Source organism: Brevundimonas vesicularis, from assembly GCF_032067225.1.
GTDB lineage: Bacteria > Pseudomonadota > Alphaproteobacteria > Caulobacterales > Caulobacteraceae > Brevundimonas > Brevundimonas vesicularis_F.
Map to the genome: position 1 here is coordinate 42118 of NZ_DAMBJX010000006.1, position 16129 is coordinate 58246.

Here is a 16129-nt window from a genome sequence, read left to right on the forward strand (position 1 = left end):
CCATCCCGGCTGACGCAGCGTTAAGTGGACGCTGTTATCTCTATGGGCATGACGAGCCCGATCCTGCCCAGCCCTCCGACCCAAGCCGCTGCGCGCGGCCTCAATCCGGTTGTGGCCTATGGACTTGCGGCCCTGGTCGGGGCGGCGTTTTGGGCCAGCCTGCTGTTCGCGGTCTTCTAAAAGGTCAGCGCGCGCCGGCGATGGGCGTGGTCTCGGCGATCAGAACCGGCTCGGCCTGCAGCGGCGGGGCCACGTAATCCAGAGCCATCGGCACGGCGCGCGCGCCCGACGCGACAGCGTCCAGCGTCTTCAGCGGGCCGCCGAACAAGCGCTGATAGATCCAGTAGCTGGCCATGACCTTTTCGACGTAGTCGCGCGCCTGGGGCACGTCGATCGTCTCGATCAGCAGCAGGGGATCGGCGTCCGCGCCCAACTTCCTGACCGCCGCCAGCATCGGCCCAGGCCCGGCGTTGTAGGAGGCCACGGCCCGCAGCAGATCGCCCTGGAAGGCCGGCAGGGCCAGCATCTTGTTGATGTAGGCCTGGCCGACACGCATGTTGACCGCCGGAACCAGCAGCTTGGTCGGGTCCGAGACGAAGGTGCGATCGCCGGTCATCTCGGCCGCCGTCGTCGGCATGACCTGCATCAGCCCATAGGCGCCGACGCTGGAACGGGCGTTCGGATTGAAGTCGGTCTCCTTGCGCGCCAGGGCGTAGACCAGCGCCCGCTCGATGACGAAGCCGCCTTCGGGCGCCAGGTCCGGCATCGGATAGCGGGTCGCATCGATGCGCGTGGCGTCGCCATTGTTGACCGGCAGAATGGCGCGCGCCAGGGCGGTCCACATCTTGGCCGCATCGCCGACGGCGGTGCGCAGCCCGGACCGCAGCTCGGTCTCGGCATCGGCGTTCCGCCCGACCTCATAGAAGGCGACGGTGCGTTTGGCGCGGGCATCGGCCTGGACGAAGGCTTCCAGGGCGGTCGGTTCGACGGCGGCGCTCTGGGGCACATACGCGGCGCGGCGCAGGCGTGGCTCGGCCTCGTAGGGGCGGGGCCCCATGTTCTCGATCGTCGGCTCTTCTCCCAGCTGACGCAGGGCGATCTGGCCATAGAAGGTGGCAGGCCACTGGGCCGACAGGCGCAGATAGTCGGTGACGCGATCCTGGCGACCGGACTGGGCGGCGGCACGCGCGGTCCAGAAGGCGGCGCCGGCGCGGACCCAGGCGTCCTCGGTCGGATCGTTGGCGACGCGTTCGAAGGCGGCGAAGGATTCGTGGAACTGGCCCAGACGCCATTCCGCCAGGCCGACCGTCCACCAATCACCGATCTGGCGCCCCAGGGCCGAGGCGCCGGTCAGGTCGTTGTTGTTGTAGGCGACGCGCGCCGCCTTGGCCGGATCGGTGACGCCGCCGTCGCCGGACACGGCGCTGACCAGACTGTTCCAGGTGCGGCCCAGCCCGCCGCCAGGACGCACCGGCTCGGGCGCGCCGTCGGGGCGACGACGCAGCGCCAGCGTATAGACCCGGTCCGCGCACGGCAAATCCGAATAGGTCTCAAGCCAGGCCGTCAGCTCTTCGTAGGTGGCGACATGATCGGGATGAAACAGGCTCTCGAACTCGACCTGACCCAGCAGCACGCGGTCCTGCGCCTGACGGGCCGCCATGCGGGCCGTCTCGATGTCGCCGCGGCGCAGGGCGTCAAAGGCGGTGGTGTAGGAGATTCTGTCGGCCGAGCTCAGCGCGGTGGGACGTCCGGAACCGGCACTGGCCTCGGCGGTTGACCCGTAGGGCGTCTCGGCGGTCGCGGCCGTCGTGGCGGCGCAGAACGCAAGAACAAGCGTCGACGCGAGGATCGCGCGGCGGAACAGAAACATAAGCGGCGGCCCCCTCGTTGGCGACGCGCGTAAGCTACGGGCGCGTGTATGGCGATCGGTCGTCAGCATGCGAACATGCCGCGATTAGCCTTGTTCTTCAACCGAGTCCGTTTCAAGGCGAACGGCCAGCGAAAGTAGGTCGCTCCAGACCTGTCGTTTCGCTTGTGGCTGACGCAGCAAAAAGGCGGGATGCAGGGTCGGCATGACGGGCGCCGACACCGCCCCTTCCAGCAAGCGCCATTCCTTCCAGTTGCCGCGCAGCTTCATGATGCCTTCTTCGGCGCCGAGCACCGACTTGGCCGAGGCTGCGCCCAGCAGCAGCACGGCCCTGGGCTTCAGCAGGGCGAAGGCGCGCTCGACGAAGGGCGCGCATACCGCCTGTTCCTGCGGGCTGGGGGTGCGGTTGCCGGGCGGACGCCAGAAGACCGTGTTGGTGATGAACACCTTGTCAGTCAGGCCTGCCGCCGCGAGCATCCGGTCCAGCAACTGCCCGGCCTTGCCGACGAATGGCTGGCCCGCCCGGTCCTCATCTCCGCCTGGACCTTCGCCGATAATCAGGATCGAGGCGTTGGGGTTGCCGCGTCCGAACACCGATTGCGTCGCGCCCATGCCGCGCAGCGGACAGCCCTCGAACGCCGCGACCGCCGCCGCCAGATCCTGAAGCGTCGCGGCGCCAGCGGCCAGCCGCCGCGCCTCGGCGAGGGCGTCATCGGCGTTGACGCCGGCTAGTGGCATGACGACCGAGGCCGTCGCCCTCTGCACCGCCTTGACGGCCGGCGGCGGGGCGACGTGGGTGTGATCGACGGGCGCATCGCCACAGCAGGCGTCGACCCCCGCATCCCGCCAGAAGGCGAGCAGGCTTTCGACTGCAGCGATGTCATGGGGTTGCGCGTTCATGTCTCGAACCACCGATAAGCCTTGACCGCCCTCGCGTCACCTTCCGATAAGCGGCATAACCACACAGATAACCGGGATTCAGGGGAAACCATGGCCGAAGACGCCATCGAAGGCGGCGCGGAAAACGCCCGTCAGGACGCCATCATCGACAATCTGCCGCCGCTGGAGGCGCTGAACGGCGTCGAGCGCGAGATCATGGAATATGATGTCGTGATCGTCGGCGGCGGTCCGGCCGGCCTGTCGGCGGCCATCCGCCTGAAGCAGCGCGCGGAAAAAGATGGCAAGGAAATCACCGTCGCCGTTCTGGAAAAGGCGGCCGAGGTCGGCGGTCACATCCTGTCGGGCGCGGTCATCGATCCCAAGGCGCTGAACGAGCTGTTCCCCGACTGGAAGGAACGCGGCGCGCCGCTGGAAACGCCGGTCACAAAGGACAAGTTCCTGCTGCTGGGCCCGCAAGGGTCGGCGTCGCTGCCCATGCCGCTGATGCCGCCCTTCATGCACAATCACGGTTGCTACATCGCTTCGCTGGGCAACGTCACGCGCTGGCTGGGCGAGCAGGCCGAGGCCCTGGGCGTCGAGGTCTATCCCGGCATGGCCGCCAGCCACGTCGTCTGGGAAGAAGAGACGGGTCAGGTGAAGGGCGTCGTCGCTGGCGTCTTCGGCATCGACCGCGAGGGCAAGCCGACCGGCGACTTCCAGCCCGGCATCGAACTGCATGGCAAATATGTCTTCATCGCCGAGGGCGTGCGCGGCTCCCTGGCCAAGACCATCATCGCCAGGCACAAGCTTCAGGACGGCAAGTCGCCCCAGAAATACGGCATTGGCCTGAAGGAGCTTTGGCAGGTGCCCGCCGAACAGCACCAGCCGGGGCTCGCCCAGCATTCGACCGGCTGGCCGTTGGACGAACACACCGGCGGCGGCAGCTTCCTTTATCACTTCGGCGACCGTTACGTGGCCGTCGGCTATGTGGTCCACCTGAACTACAAGAACCCGTTCCTGTCGCCATTCGACGAGTTCCAGCGGTTCAAGCACCATCCGTCCATCGCCCCGCATCTGGAAGGCGGCACGCGCATCTCGTATGGCGCCCGCGCCATCACCGAGGGCGGGTTGCAGTCGATCCCGAAGCTGAGCTTCCCCGGGGGCGTGCTGATCGGCTGTTCGGCCGGCTTCGTGAACGTGCCCCGCATCAAGGGCAGCCACAACGCCATGAAGACCGGCATGCTGGCCGCCGACGCCGCTTACGAGGCCGTTCAGGCCGGGCGCGCGGGCGACGAACTGGTCGAATACCAGACCGCCTTCGAAAAGAGCTGGGTCTACAAGGAGCTATCGGTCGTCCGCAACACCAAGCCGCTGCTGTCCAAGTTCGGCACGACGCTGGGCGGGGCGCTGGGCATGTTCGACATGTGGTGCCGCACCCTCTTGGGCGGCCTATCGCCGATCCCGACACTGAAGCACGAAAAGACCGACGCCGCCTCGACCGGTCTGGCCGCCGACCACAAGGCGATCGCGTATCCCAAGCCGGACGGCAAGCTGTCGTTCGACAAGCTGTCTTCGGTGTTCATCTCCAACACCAACCACGCCGAGGACCAGCCGGCCCACCTGAAGCTGCTGGATCCGTCGATCCCGATCCGCGTCAACCTGCCCAAATACGGCGAGCCGGCGCGGCTTTACTGCCCCGCGGGCGTGTACGAGGTCGTCTATGGCGACGAGGCGGCCAAGGCCGATCCGCGCTTCGTCATCAACGCCCAGAACTGCGTCCACTGCAAAACCTGCGACATCAAGGATCCGTCGCAGAACATCGTTTGGACCACGCCCGAAGGCGGCGGCGGTCCCAACTATCCGAACATGTGACGGAACGGGGCAGGGGCGGCGTTCCGCCCTTGCCCGCCGCTGCAAAAGCGTGAAGGGTCCGGGCATGATCGCCTCCCGTTCTCGCCTGTTCGCCGCCTCCCTGACCGTCCTCGCCTTGGCGCTTGCCGGCCATGCCTCGGCTCAGGAAACAACCCCGCCCGCCCCGACGCCGGAGACCCATCCGCCGGCCGTCATCCTGGAGCCGGGCCAGACGGCGCCGGGCCAGACTGCACCGGCTCAGGCCGCACCAAGTCAGGCGCCGGCCGAGGCCGCGCCCGATCCTCGCATCATCATCACCGATATGCCCGTGACGCCGGCGATCCCGGCCGTCTGGGCGCCGATCCCGACGAACGCCGAGGGCCGCAGCGCCTATGGTCTTTATCTGGCCGGCAAGCTGGCCCTGATGCAGGGCGAGGGGGCGACCGGCTCGGACTATCTGGCCCAGGCGGAAAGGCTGACGCCGGAACAGCCGCGCGTGCGCGAACAGGCCTTCACCTCCGCCCTGCTGACCGGCGATCTGGATGTGGCGGCCGCCCTGGCCCCGACCGATGCGACCGCATCTCCGGCGTTTGTCGAGGGCGGGCGGCTGGTGCGTCTGGTGCAGGACTTCGTGCGCGGCGACGCCAGGACGCCGAACGCCGAACTGGCCCGCCAGCCCATCGGCGCGCCGCACGCGCGCGCCGGTCTGCTGGTCGCGCCGTGGATCGCGGCGGCGGCGGGCGACTGGGCCCGGGCGCTTCAGCCGGTCCCGACCGCCGGCGATCCCCTGACCCTGGCCTTCGCCCGCATCAATCGCGCCGCCCTGCTCGAAAAACGTCGCGACTATGCCGAGGCCGAGGTCGAGCTGAAGGCCGCGTCCGAAGTCGCCGGCGTCGGCGCCCTGTTCAAACGCCCCTATGGCGAGTTTCTGGAACGGCGCGGTCGCCGCGACGACGCCGTCGCCCTGTATGAAGCCGCCATGGCGGTCCAGCCCGTCGATCCGGGCGTGGCCCGCGCGCTGCAACGGCTGAAGGACGGCGGCCGCCCGCCTGCCTTGCCCGACTTCCGTGAAGGCGCCGCCCAAGGCCTGATCACCGCCGCCGCCCAGGCCTCGGTCGAGCGCGGCAACGAGTTCGCCGCGGTCTATCTGCGCCTCGCCCAGAACCTGCACGACGATGACGAGACGGAATATCAGCTGGCCCAGGTGCTTTCCCGCGCCGGGCTGAAATCCGCCGCCCGCAACGCCCTGTCGCGGGTCGGGACCGCCGATCCGCAGCTCTACGCCGCCGCCCGCGCTCAGCTGGCCGTGGCGCTGGAGGAAGACGGCCAGTCGCAGGACGCGCTCACCGAACTGCGCCGCGCCGCCGCCGCCAGCCCCGAGGATCGGCAGATCGCCTTGGTCTTGGCCGGTCAGCTGATGCAGCTGAAACAGCATGACGAGGCGCTGACCCTGCTGGACGGGCCGCTTCTGAACACCGCTGATCAGGGCGCCAGCGTCCACTTCCTGCGCGGCGCTGCCTATGAGGCGCTGGGTCGTGTTCCCGAGGCCGAGGCCGAACTGTGGGCCGCGCTTCAGACCGCGCCGAACGACGCCGACATGCTGAACTACCTCGGCTATCTCTGGGTCGATAAGGGGCTGCGCGTCCAGGAAGGCGCCGAAATGATCGCCCGCGCTCATGCGCTGGAGCCCGACAACGGCAACATCCAGGATTCGCTGGGCTGGGCGCAGTTCAAACAGGGCCAGTACGAAACCGCCGTCAATACGCTGGAAGAGGCTGTCGACAAGGAACCGTCCAACGCCGAGATCAATGATCACCTCGGCGACGCCTATTGGAAGGTCGGCCGTCAACGCGAAGCCGTCTGGCTGTGGAATCGCGTCCTGGTGCTGGAGCCTGAACCCGAACGTCGGGCCGAGGTCGAACGCAAGATCGCCAATGGGCTGGACGGCGCGCCGAGCGCTCAGGGCGTCGCGCAATAGGTCATGCCTGCCCTGACCGCCCTGGCGCCGGCCAAGATCAATCTGTTCCTGCACGTCGGCGCGGTGGATGCTGACGGCTATCATCCGCTGTCCAGCCTGGTCGCCTTCGCCGATGTTGGAGATCGCGTGTCGGTCGAGCCGGCGGATCGTCTGTCGCTGACGGTCGACGGGCCTTTCGGCGGCGGGCTGGGCGCGACGGACGACAACCTGATCCTGCGCGCCCTGCGTCAGTTGGGCGAGGCCTGCGGCATCGGAGCGCCGAAACTGAAGGTCACGCTGGACAAGCGCCTGCCCATCGCGGCGGGGCTGGGCGGCGGATCGTCCGATGCGGGCGCGGCGCTGAAACTGGCGCGCGACGTCCTGGCGCTCGATCTCAGTGACGCCGCGCTTGAGGCGGTCGCGGGCGTCGTCGGCGCGGACGGGCCTATGTGTCTTCGGATGCGCACTGCCTGGGCCGAGGGGAGGGGAGACGTGCTGACCGACGAACCCTGCCTGCCGCCCCTACCGGCCGTCCTGTTCAACCCCGGCGTCCCCTCGCCGACCGGCGCCGTCTACCGGGCCTACGACGCAGGGCCGGTGCGAGCGGCCGACAGACCCGCGCCGCCCCTGGACTGGTCCATCGCCGCCGTCATCGAATGGCTGTCGGCGCAGCGCAACGATCTTGAAGCGCCTGCGCTGGCCCTGACGCCGGCGATTGACGCGGGCCTGTCGACGATGGCGGCGACGGACCAGGCCGCCCTGACCCGCATGTCCGGCTCAGGCGCGACGGTGTTCGGTTTGTATCCCAGCGACGACGCGGCCCGATCCGCTGCGCACGCCTTGTCTACTGCTCATCCCGAGGCCTGGGTCAAAGCAACACGGCTATCCGTACAGCAACGCTGAAGCTTTGTGGCCGAATACCGGCGATCAGGTTGCGAAACCGGCGATTTCGCCCAGGTCTCGCCCAGATCATCACAAACGTTACGCATTGTTTCGAAATCTCGGAACCAGATCACGGCGTTCTGATTTGAGTCGGCAGTTCCGATGTCTGGAACGGGTCGCCTTCTCCCCCGCGGCGATCCTCAAACAGGAAAAAGGAAATCGCCATGCTTCGTGCAAAACTGCTTGCCGCCACCGCCGTCGTCAGCCTGATGGCCGCCCCCGCATTCGCCCAGGACATGACCTCCCCGGCGACCACGACGACGCCCGCCCCCGCGACCATGCCGCAAACCGGTCCGGCCATGCCAGCCATGCCGCAGACGCCGGCGCCGACGGCTGAGGCCGCCGCGACCACGACCACGACTGCAGAGACGACCACGCCTGTCGCCGGCGAAACCGTCGTCGACAAGCTGAAGGCCAGCGGTCAGTTCACCACCCTGCTGGCCGCGCTGGACGCCGCCCAGCTGACCGAGACCCTGGCCAGCCGCCCGGCCATCTCGATCTTCGCTCCGACCGACGCCGCCTTCGCCGCCGTGCCGGAGGCCGAGCGTACGCGTCTGATGGACCCGGCAAACGCCGCCGAACTGCGCCAGCTGCTGCTGTATCACGTCATCGTCGCCGACGTGACGCCCGACCAGATCATGGGCAAGAAGGGCGGCGTAGAGACGGCCGCCGAGAGCCAGGTTCTACTGGACGGCACCGGTTCGGCCATCAAGGCTGACGGCGCGACGGTCGTCAGCGCCGAGTTGGACGCCTCGAACGGCGCCATCTTCCCGATCGACAAGGTCCTGAACCCGGCGAATTCCATGGCCGCCATGGGTGATGAAGAGGCCGCCGCGCCCGCCGAAACCGCTGCTCCGGCCGCTGAGGCGACGCCGGCTGCTGAAGCGACGCCGGCCCCGACCGCGCCCAACGGCCAGCCCGCCGCGATGACGACCACCACGTCCTCGTCGCCGGTCGTCAATCCGACTGACGGTCAGGTCGACACCCCGGCCACGCCGCCGGTTGATGCGGCTGATCCCGCCGCCGACGGCGCGGCCGAAGCCAAGCCGACCCCGAACTGATCAGGGTCGACCACGCGCTCGCTCGGTAGCGTGTTGAAGCGGAAGGCGGCGGGCCCTATGGTCCGCCGTCTTTTTTGCAGCCCTCCCCACGAGCCCGATTTGACCACCTCGACCGAGCCGCTCGCGTTTCAGGACCTGATCCTGACGCTCCACCGCTATTGGGGCGAGCAGGGCTGCGCCATTCTGCAGCCCTATGACATCGAGGTCGGGGCCGGCACGCTGCATCCCGCCACCGTCCTGCGCGCGCTCGGCTCCAAGCCGTGGAAGGCCGCCTATGTCCAGCCCAGCCGCCGCCCCGGCGACGGCCGCTATGGCGAAAACCCCAACCGCCTCCAACACTATTACCAATACCAGGTCATCCTGAAGCCGAATCCGGACAACCTTCAGGAGCTGTATCTGGGGTCGCTGGCGGCCATCGGCATTGATCCGAAACTGCACGACATCCGTTTCGTCGAGGACGACTGGGAAAACCCCACCGTCGGCGCCTGGGGTCTGGGCTGGGAGGTCTGGTGCGATGGGATGGAGGTGACGCAGTTCACCTACTTCCAGGGCGTCGGCGGCATTGAGGTCGATGTGGTGTCGGGCGAGCTGACCTACGGGCTGGAACGTCTGGCCATGTACGTCCAGGGCGTGGACAACGTCTATGATCTGAAGTTCACCAAGGAGGGCCTGACCTATGGCGAGGTCTTCCTGGAGAACGAGCGCCAGCAGTCGGAAGCCAACTTCCACGGCTATGACGTCGACGGTCTGAAGCGCCGGTTCGAGGACATGGTGGGCGAGGTTCAGCGCCTGCTGGACATGCGCGGGCCGCAGGATCAGCCGCTGGTCCTGCCCGCCTACGATCAGGTTCTGAAGGCCAGCCACCTGTTCAACCTGATGGACGCCCGCGGGGCCATCGCCGTGGCCGAACGCCAGAGCTACATCGGCCGCATCCGCGAACTCTGCAAAGCCTGCGCCCTCGCCTACGTCGAACAAGAGCGGAAAACCGCCTGATGCCCCAACTTCTCCTCGAAATCTTCTCCGAAGAAATCCCCGCCCGGATGCAGCAGGGCGCCGCGCGCGACCTTGAGCGGATGGTCTCCGACCGTCTCAAGGCCGCCGGCCTTACGTGGGAGGCCCTGACGACCTATGCTGGTCCGCGCCGCCTGACCTTGGTGATCGACGGCTTGCCCACGGCCACGCCGGACCGCGAGGAACAGGTCAAGGGCCCGCGCGCCTCGGCCCCGGAACAGGCGCTGGAAGGCTTCCTGCGCAAGACCGGCCTGACGCGCGATCAACTGAGCGAGCGCGACGGCGTCCTGTTCGCCGTCCTGTCGTCCAAGGGCCGCGCCACGACCGATCTGGTCGCCGAGACGGTCGATCAGGTCGCCCGCACCTTCCCCTGGCCCAAGTCGATGCGCTGGGGTTCCGGCACGCTGCGCTGGGTGCGTCCGATCAAGCGCATCCTGTGCCTGTTCGACGGGAAGGTGGTGCCGTTCGAGATCGACGGGATTCAGAGCGACGCGATCACCGAGGGCCACCGCTTCCTGGGTTCCGGCGAGCTGCTGCGCGTCAGCGACTTCGTCGATTACCGCACCCAACTGGAAAAGAACTTCGTCCTGCTGGACGTCGCCGACCGCAAACTGCGCATTCTGGAACAGGCCAAGGCCGCCTGCGCCGCGCGCGGCCTGGTGCTGGTCGATGACGACGGTCTGCTGGACGAGGTGGCGGGTCTGGCGGAATGGCCGACCCCGATCCTGGGCGACATGGACCCGCAGTTCCTGGCCCTGCCGCCAGAAGTCGTGCGCCTGTCGATGAAGGTCCACCAGAAGTATTTCGCTGTCCGCGATCCGTCCAAGGATGGCCTGGCTCCCAACTTCCTAGTCGTCGCCAATGTCGAGGCGACCGACGGCGGCAAGGCCCTGGCCGCCGGCAACAGCCGCGTCCTGTCCGCCCGCCTGAACGACGCCCGCTTCTTCTGGGACGAGGATCAGAAGGTCGGCTTCGACGCCTGGAACGCCAAACTGTCCGGCGTCACCTTCCACGCCAAACTGGGCACATTGGCCGAGCGCGTCGAGCGCATCGCCGCCCTGGCCCGCGAGATCGCGCCGCTGGTCGGCGCCGACGCCGACGAGGCCGAAACCGCCGCCCGCCTGTCCAAGGCCGATCTGCTGTCGGGCATGGTCAGCGAATTTCCGGAACTGCAGGGGATCATGGGCGGCTATTACGCCCGCCTCGCCGGCCACTCCGACGCGATCGCTGACGCCGTGCGCGACCACTACAAGCCCCAAGGCCCTGCCGACACCGTCCCGACCGCGCCCGTCACGGTCGCCGTCGCCCTGGCCGACAAGCTGGACACCCTGGTCGGCTTCTTCGCCATCGACGAGAAGCCGACGGGGTCGAAGGACCCGTTCGCGCTGCGCCGCGCGGCGTTGGGGGTGATCCGGCTGGTGCTGGAGAATGAGGTGCGGCTGAAGCTCTTCGATGTCGCTCGGATTGCCGCTCACATCGGCGCGAAGATCGAATTTCCGCTCATTCCATATGACGGCACGAATGGCCCGGAATTTGAGGCCAATGCGGCAGCATATCGAGCGTTCTCCGAAGCAGGCCGAGACTACTATGGTCGGGAAACAGCTTTGAATCCCGGTGCCATCGCTTTGATTGCCTTCTTCGCCGACCGCCTAACCGTTCTTCTCCGCGACCAAGGCCAGCGTCACGACCTCGTCGCCGCCGTCTTTGCTCTGGGCGACGACGACCTCGTCCGCATCGTGCGTCGGGTGGAGGCGCTGGCCGCCTTCCTCGCCACGGATGACGGCGCCAATCTGCTGGCCGGCTACAAGCGCGCCTCCAACATCCTGCGCGCCGAGGAGAAGAAGGGGCCCCTGCCCACCGGCATGGTTCAGACCGGCCTGCCGAACCAGCCCGAGGCCGAGACCACCCTGGCCTTCGCCGTCGGCGCCGCGCGCACCGCCGTCGAGGCCGCGCTGGAGACCGAGGACTTCGCCGCCGCCATGACGGCCCTGGCGCGCCTGCGCGCGCCCGTGGACCGCTTCTTCGACGAGGTTCTGGTCAACTCCGATGTCCCCGCCGAACGCGAAAACCGCCTGAAGCTGCTGGGCCAGGTCCGCGACGTCATGGGCCAGGTCGCCGACTTCGGCCAGATCGCGGGGTAGGGCAGAACCCCTCCGTCACGGCGCAAGCGCGCCGCGCCACCTCCCCATTTCATGGGGAGGAGACAGGATGTTTCAGTCTCGGATTCGGTCTCTCGCCCTGTCGGCGATGAAATCGAGCACGTCGCCCAGGTCCACCCGCACCGGTTCGGCCGAGACGCGGATGACGGCAATGCCCTGGGTCGCAAGCCAGCGCGTGCGTCGGGCGTCGTGTTCGCCTCGGCCTTCATGGCTTTCGCCATCCACCTCGACGGCCAGCATCGCCTCGGCGCAATAGAAGTCGAGCACATAGACGCCCGCCGGATGCTGACGGCGAAATTTCAGCCCACCCAGCGCCCGGCGGCGCAGGTGGACCCACAGTCGGGCTTCGGGCGGGGTCAGGGCGCGGCGCAGGATGCGGGCGCGCGAGACGGAGCCTTCGTGCGTCAAGAACCCCTCCACCGCTTCGCGGTCCCCCTCCCCATTTCATGGGGAGGAGACGATGACGTCAAGGTTGTGCGCGCACGTCGCCTGGAAACCGCCCACCCCCTCACGCATTGTTACATCCGCAATGGTCAAGGCCGCTCTCACGCGCTAGATCATGCTGCATGTGCGAGCGGGGCCAACCCGCCGGACGATCCGAAAAGCTCAGGGACTGCATGATGACTCAGTGGGTGTACGGCTTCGGCGGAGGCTCCGCCGACGGCGACGCGTCGATGAAGAACCTTCTTGGCGGCAAGGGCGCCAATCTGGCGGAAATGTCGTCGCTGGGTCTGCCGGTTCCTCCGGGCTTCACCGTCACCACCGAGGTCTGCACCCACTATTACGCCAACAACGAGACCTATCCGGCCGATCTGGACGCTCAGGTCCAGGCCGCCCTGGCCAAGGTCGAGGGCGTGGTCGGCAAGACGTTCGGCGATGTCGAAAACCCGCTGCTGGTCTCGGTGCGGTCCGGCGCGCGTGCGTCGATGCCGGGCATGATGGACACGGTGCTGAACCTGGGCCTGAACGACCAGACGGTCGAGGGTCTGGCCAAGCTGTCGGGCGACCGTCGCTTCGCCTTCGACAGCTATCGCCGCTTCATCACCATGTATTCCAACGTCGTGCTGGGCCTCAGCCACGACGATTTCGAAGAGGTGCTGGACCAGCACAAGGATCGCCTGGGCGTCACGGTCGACACCGACCTGACCGCTGCCGACTGGGAGAAGGTGGTCGCCGACTACAAGGCCGTGGTCGAGCGCGAACTGGGTCACGCCTTCCCGCAGGATCCCAAGGACCAGCTGTGGGGCGCCGTGGGCGCCGTGTTCGAAAGCTGGATGAACGACCGGGCGAAATTCTATCGCCGCATGCACGACATTCCCGAAAGCTGGGGTACGGCGGTCAACGTCCAGTCGATGGTGTTCGGCAACATGGGCGAGACCTCGGCGACCGGCGTGGCCTTCACCCGCAACCCCTCGACCGGCGAGGCGCGCCTGTACGGCGAGTTCCTGATCAACGCCCAGGGCGAGGACGTGGTCGCGGGCATCCGCACCCCCCAGTCCCTGACCAAGATCGGCCGCGAGGAGATGGGCGAGACCGCCCCCTCGATGGAAGAGGCCATGCCCGAGGTGTTCGCCCAGTTCGTCGATGTCGTCGGCAAGCTGGAAAGCCACTACCGCGACATGCAGGACATCGAGTTCACGGTCGAGCAGGGCCGTCTGTGGATGCTGCAGACCCGCAACGGCAAGCGCACAGCCAAGTCGGCGCTGAGGGTCGCCGTGGACCTCGCCGCCGAGGGCGTTATCTCTCAGGAAGAGGCCATCAGCCGGGTCGAGCCGTCGGCGCTGGACCAACTGCTGCACCCGACGCTGGACCCCGATGCGGCGCGCACCGTGGTCGCCGCCGGCCTGCCGGCCTCGCCCGGCGCCGCGACCGGCAAGATCGTCTTCGACGCCGACGAGGCCGAGCGCATGTCCGGTCTGGGCGAAGCGGTCATCCTGGTGCGCGAAGAGACCAGCCCCGAGGATATTCACGGCATGCATGCGGCGCGCGGCATCGTCACTGCCCGCGGCGGCATGACCAGCCACGCCGCCGTCGTGGCGCGCGGCATGGGCCGGGCCTGCGTCTCCGGCGCCGGCGAGATCCATATCGACGAGGCCAAGGGCACATTCACCGCGCGCGGCCGCACCTTCAAGGCCGGCGAGGTCATCACCATCGACGGCTCCAAGGGCGAGGTGCTGGACGGCGCCGTGCCCATGATCGAGCCCGAGCTGACCGGCGACTTCCAGACCCTGATGGGTTGGGCGGACAAGGTGCGCCGCCTGAAGGTTCGCGCCAACGCCGAGACCCCGCTGGACGCCAAGACCGCGCGCGGCTTCGGCGCCGAGGGCATCGGCCTGTGCCGCACCGAGCACATGTTCTTCGACGACACCCGGATCGCCGCCGTGCGCGAAATGATCCTGGCCGACGACGAAAAGGGCCGTCGCGCAGCGCTGGCCAAGATCGCGCCGTTCCAGAAGTCGGACTTCGTCGAACTGTTCGAGATCATGGCCGGCCTGCCGGTGACGGTGCGTCTGCTGGACCCGCCGCTGCACGAGTTCATCCCCCACACCGAGGAAGACATCGACGCCTTGGCCGCCTCGTCCGGCATCGACGCCGAAAAGCTGAAGCGTCGCGCCAAGGAACTGCACGAGACCAACCCCATGCTGGGCCACCGCGGCTGCCGGCTGGGCGTCGCCTATCCCGAAATCTACGAGATGCAGGTCCGCGCCATCATCGAGGCGGCGCTGGAGGTCAAGCAGAAGTCGGGCGCCGCGCCCCTGCCGGAGATCATGCACCCGCTGGTCGCCCTGGGCCTGGAGATGAAATATCTGCGCGAACTGACCGACCGCACGGCCAAGGCCGTGTTCGAGGAGACGCGCCAGAGCATCGACTATCTGGTCGGCACGATGATCGAACTGCCGCGCGCCGCCATCCGCGCCGGGGACCTGGCCGAATACGCCCAGTTCTTCAGCTTCGGCACCAATGACCTGACCCAGACGACGTTCGGCATTTCGCGTGACGATTCCGGCCGGTTCCTGCAGGCCTATCTGGACAAGGGCATCTTCGAAACCGATCCCTTCGTGCGGCTGGACCAGGACGGCGTCGGCGGCCTGATCGAGATCGCCGCCGAACGCGGGCGCAAGGTCCGGCCCGAGGTCAAGCTGGGCATCTGCGGCGAACATGGCGGCGATCCCTCGTCGATCGCTTTCTGCGAACAGGCAGGGCTGGATTACGTCTCCTGCTCGCCCTACCGCGTGCCGATCGCCCGTCTGGCGGCGGCCCAAGCCGCGCTGAACGTGGAGCGCGAGAAGGACCGCTAGGCCTTCTTAGCAAGACGAACCGAAGAAGGGCGGTCTCTGTCGAGGCCGCCCTTTTTGCTGCGGCGCCACAAAGTCGCCGATCTTGACGGAACGCTGTATGTGTCCCTGCATCCACAGGCATTCGTCGTGTTTTCGCGCCTCTGGAACAGATGACGCCGTGACCTATTTAAGCACTCGCTGGATGGGGCTGATGATCGGTCTGTTCATCACATCTAGGAGTTAATAAGAAACAATGCGTAACATTCTTCTCGCTGCTGTCGCCGTTTCCGCAATCGCCGCTCCGGCCTTTGCTCAAACCAATCCCGAGCCGCGCGGTTACGGCTCGCTGGGCTACACTCATCTTGAAGGCGACAATGCAACGACGGGCGCTGTCACCGGTCGTCTTGGCGTCAACCTCAACCGTTACATCGCTGTGGAAACCGAAGCCTCGGTCGGCGTGAAGCATGACGACTTCACCGTCGCGGGCGTCGATGGCGAGATCAAACACGAGTGGGACGCCGCCGGCTACGTGGTCGGCAAGGTGCCGGTCTCTGACAAGCTGGAACTGTTCGCACGCGGCGGCTACGGCCACACCGAGCTGAAGCAGAAGTTCCCGGGCGCCAACACCGACGTGGGCGGCGACAGCTGGAACTACGGCGCCGGCGCCAACTACTACCTGGACGGCGTCAACGGCGTGCGCGCCGACTGGACCCGTCGCGACTACCGCGACAACGGTGGTGAAGCCGACGCCTATTCGGTCAGCTACATCCGTCGCTTCTGATTGGATCAATCAGTCATAACGACGAAGGCGCGCTCCGCAGGGAGCGCGCCTTTTTCGTTCAGGATAGGGAAATCAGCCGAAGTCGCCGGCCAGAGCCCAGCGCTGCGAGCCTTCGCCGAACGGGCGAACGAACCAGTCGCGATAGTATTCGAAGGTCTCGATGATCTTTTGGCGAAGATCGGGCGGGTTGACCGCCTCGCCGCGCTGGCGCTTCATCGCCGCCACGCAATCGACCACCATGTTCTGGTGCGCCGAGCCACCCATGCTCTTCAACACGGTGGCGATATCATGAGCCAAGCTTTCCAGGACCTGCTTGGGCGTCTTGTGAGCCATCTGGGACATC

At 67.3% G+C, this 16129-nt stretch carries 13 protein-coding genes; 9 read left to right on the forward strand and 4 right to left on the reverse strand.

Annotated features, from left to right (window positions below):
- The first annotated feature begins 42 nt into the window (after window positions 1-42).
- Window positions 43-180, forward strand: a complete 138-nt coding sequence (locus RT123_RS02710) for a hypothetical protein (protein WP_313007671.1) — start codon at window positions 43-45, stop codon at window positions 178-180.
- A 4-nt stretch (window positions 181-184) separates the two neighbouring features.
- On the opposite strand, the gene RT123_RS02715 is transcribed toward RT123_RS02710, so the two are convergent.
- Together RT123_RS02715 and RT123_RS02720 are read right to left on the reverse strand one after the other, a co-directional pair.
- On the reverse strand, window positions 185-1870 hold the full coding sequence (locus RT123_RS02715; RefSeq protein WP_313007673.1) for a lytic transglycosylase domain-containing protein: 1686 nt from the start codon (window positions 1868-1870) through the stop codon (window positions 185-187).
- Between the two features lie 84 nt (window positions 1871-1954).
- Complete coding sequence (locus tag RT123_RS02720) at window positions 1955-2767, reverse strand: uracil-DNA glycosylase (protein ID WP_313007675.1); 813 nt, start codon at window positions 2765-2767, stop codon at window positions 1955-1957.
- A gap of 195 nt (window positions 2768-2962) precedes the next feature.
- Between RT123_RS02720 and RT123_RS02725 the strand changes: the two genes are divergently transcribed.
- The 6 genes from RT123_RS02725 (at window position 2963) to glyS (ending at window position 11709) form a co-directional block, all read left to right on the forward strand.
- Entirely contained in the window at window positions 2963-4618 is a 1656-nt protein-coding gene (locus RT123_RS02725) for an electron transfer flavoprotein-ubiquinone oxidoreductase (protein ID WP_313007731.1), read from the forward strand.
- 64 nt (window positions 4619-4682) lie between these two features.
- Window positions 4683-6575: a tetratricopeptide repeat protein gene (locus RT123_RS02730; protein WP_313007677.1), complete on the forward strand. Its 1893-nt coding sequence runs from the start codon at window positions 4683-4685 to the stop codon at window positions 6573-6575.
- Between the two features lie 3 nt (window positions 6576-6578).
- Window positions 6579-7457, forward strand: a complete 879-nt coding sequence (locus tag RT123_RS02735) for a 4-(cytidine 5'-diphospho)-2-C-methyl-D-erythritol kinase (protein WP_313007679.1) — start codon at window positions 6579-6581, stop codon at window positions 7455-7457.
- Window positions 7458-7660: 203 nt separating this feature from the next.
- Entirely contained in the window at window positions 7661-8557 is an 897-nt protein-coding gene (locus RT123_RS02740) for a fasciclin domain-containing protein (protein ID WP_313007681.1), read from the forward strand.
- Window positions 8558-8614: 57 nt separating this feature from the next.
- Window positions 8615-9550: a glycine--tRNA ligase subunit alpha gene (locus tag RT123_RS02745; RefSeq protein WP_313007683.1), complete on the forward strand. Its 936-nt coding sequence runs from the start codon at window positions 8615-8617 to the stop codon at window positions 9548-9550.
- Window positions 9550-11709: a glycine--tRNA ligase subunit beta gene (glyS, locus tag RT123_RS02750; protein ID WP_313007686.1), complete on the forward strand. Its 2160-nt coding sequence runs from the start codon at window positions 9550-9552 to the stop codon at window positions 11707-11709. The genes RT123_RS02745 and glyS overlap by 1 nt, the downstream gene beginning before the upstream one ends.
- A gap of 72 nt (window positions 11710-11781) precedes the next feature.
- Here glyS and RT123_RS02755 read toward each other — a convergent pair whose 3' ends face one another.
- Window positions 11782-12135: an endonuclease domain-containing protein gene (locus RT123_RS02755; protein ID WP_313007689.1), complete on the reverse strand. Its 354-nt coding sequence runs from the start codon at window positions 12133-12135 to the stop codon at window positions 11782-11784.
- A 209-nt stretch (window positions 12136-12344) separates the two neighbouring features.
- Here RT123_RS02755 and ppdK point away from each other — a divergent pair, with 209 nt between their 5' ends.
- Window positions 12345-15026: a pyruvate, phosphate dikinase gene (gene ppdK / locus RT123_RS02760; RefSeq protein ID WP_409514883.1), complete on the forward strand. Its 2682-nt coding sequence runs from the start codon at window positions 12345-12347 to the stop codon at window positions 15024-15026.
- A gap of 232 nt (window positions 15027-15258) precedes the next feature.
- Complete coding sequence (locus RT123_RS02765) at window positions 15259-15786, forward strand: porin family protein (RefSeq protein ID WP_039244441.1); 528 nt, start codon at window positions 15259-15261, stop codon at window positions 15784-15786.
- Between the two features lie 72 nt (window positions 15787-15858).
- Here RT123_RS02765 and RT123_RS02770 read toward each other — a convergent pair whose 3' ends face one another.
- Window positions 15859-16119, reverse strand: coding sequence for a hypothetical protein (locus tag RT123_RS02770; protein WP_105625219.1), 261 nt, complete (start codon window positions 16117-16119; stop codon window positions 15859-15861).
- Window positions 16120-16129 lie beyond the last annotated feature (10 nt).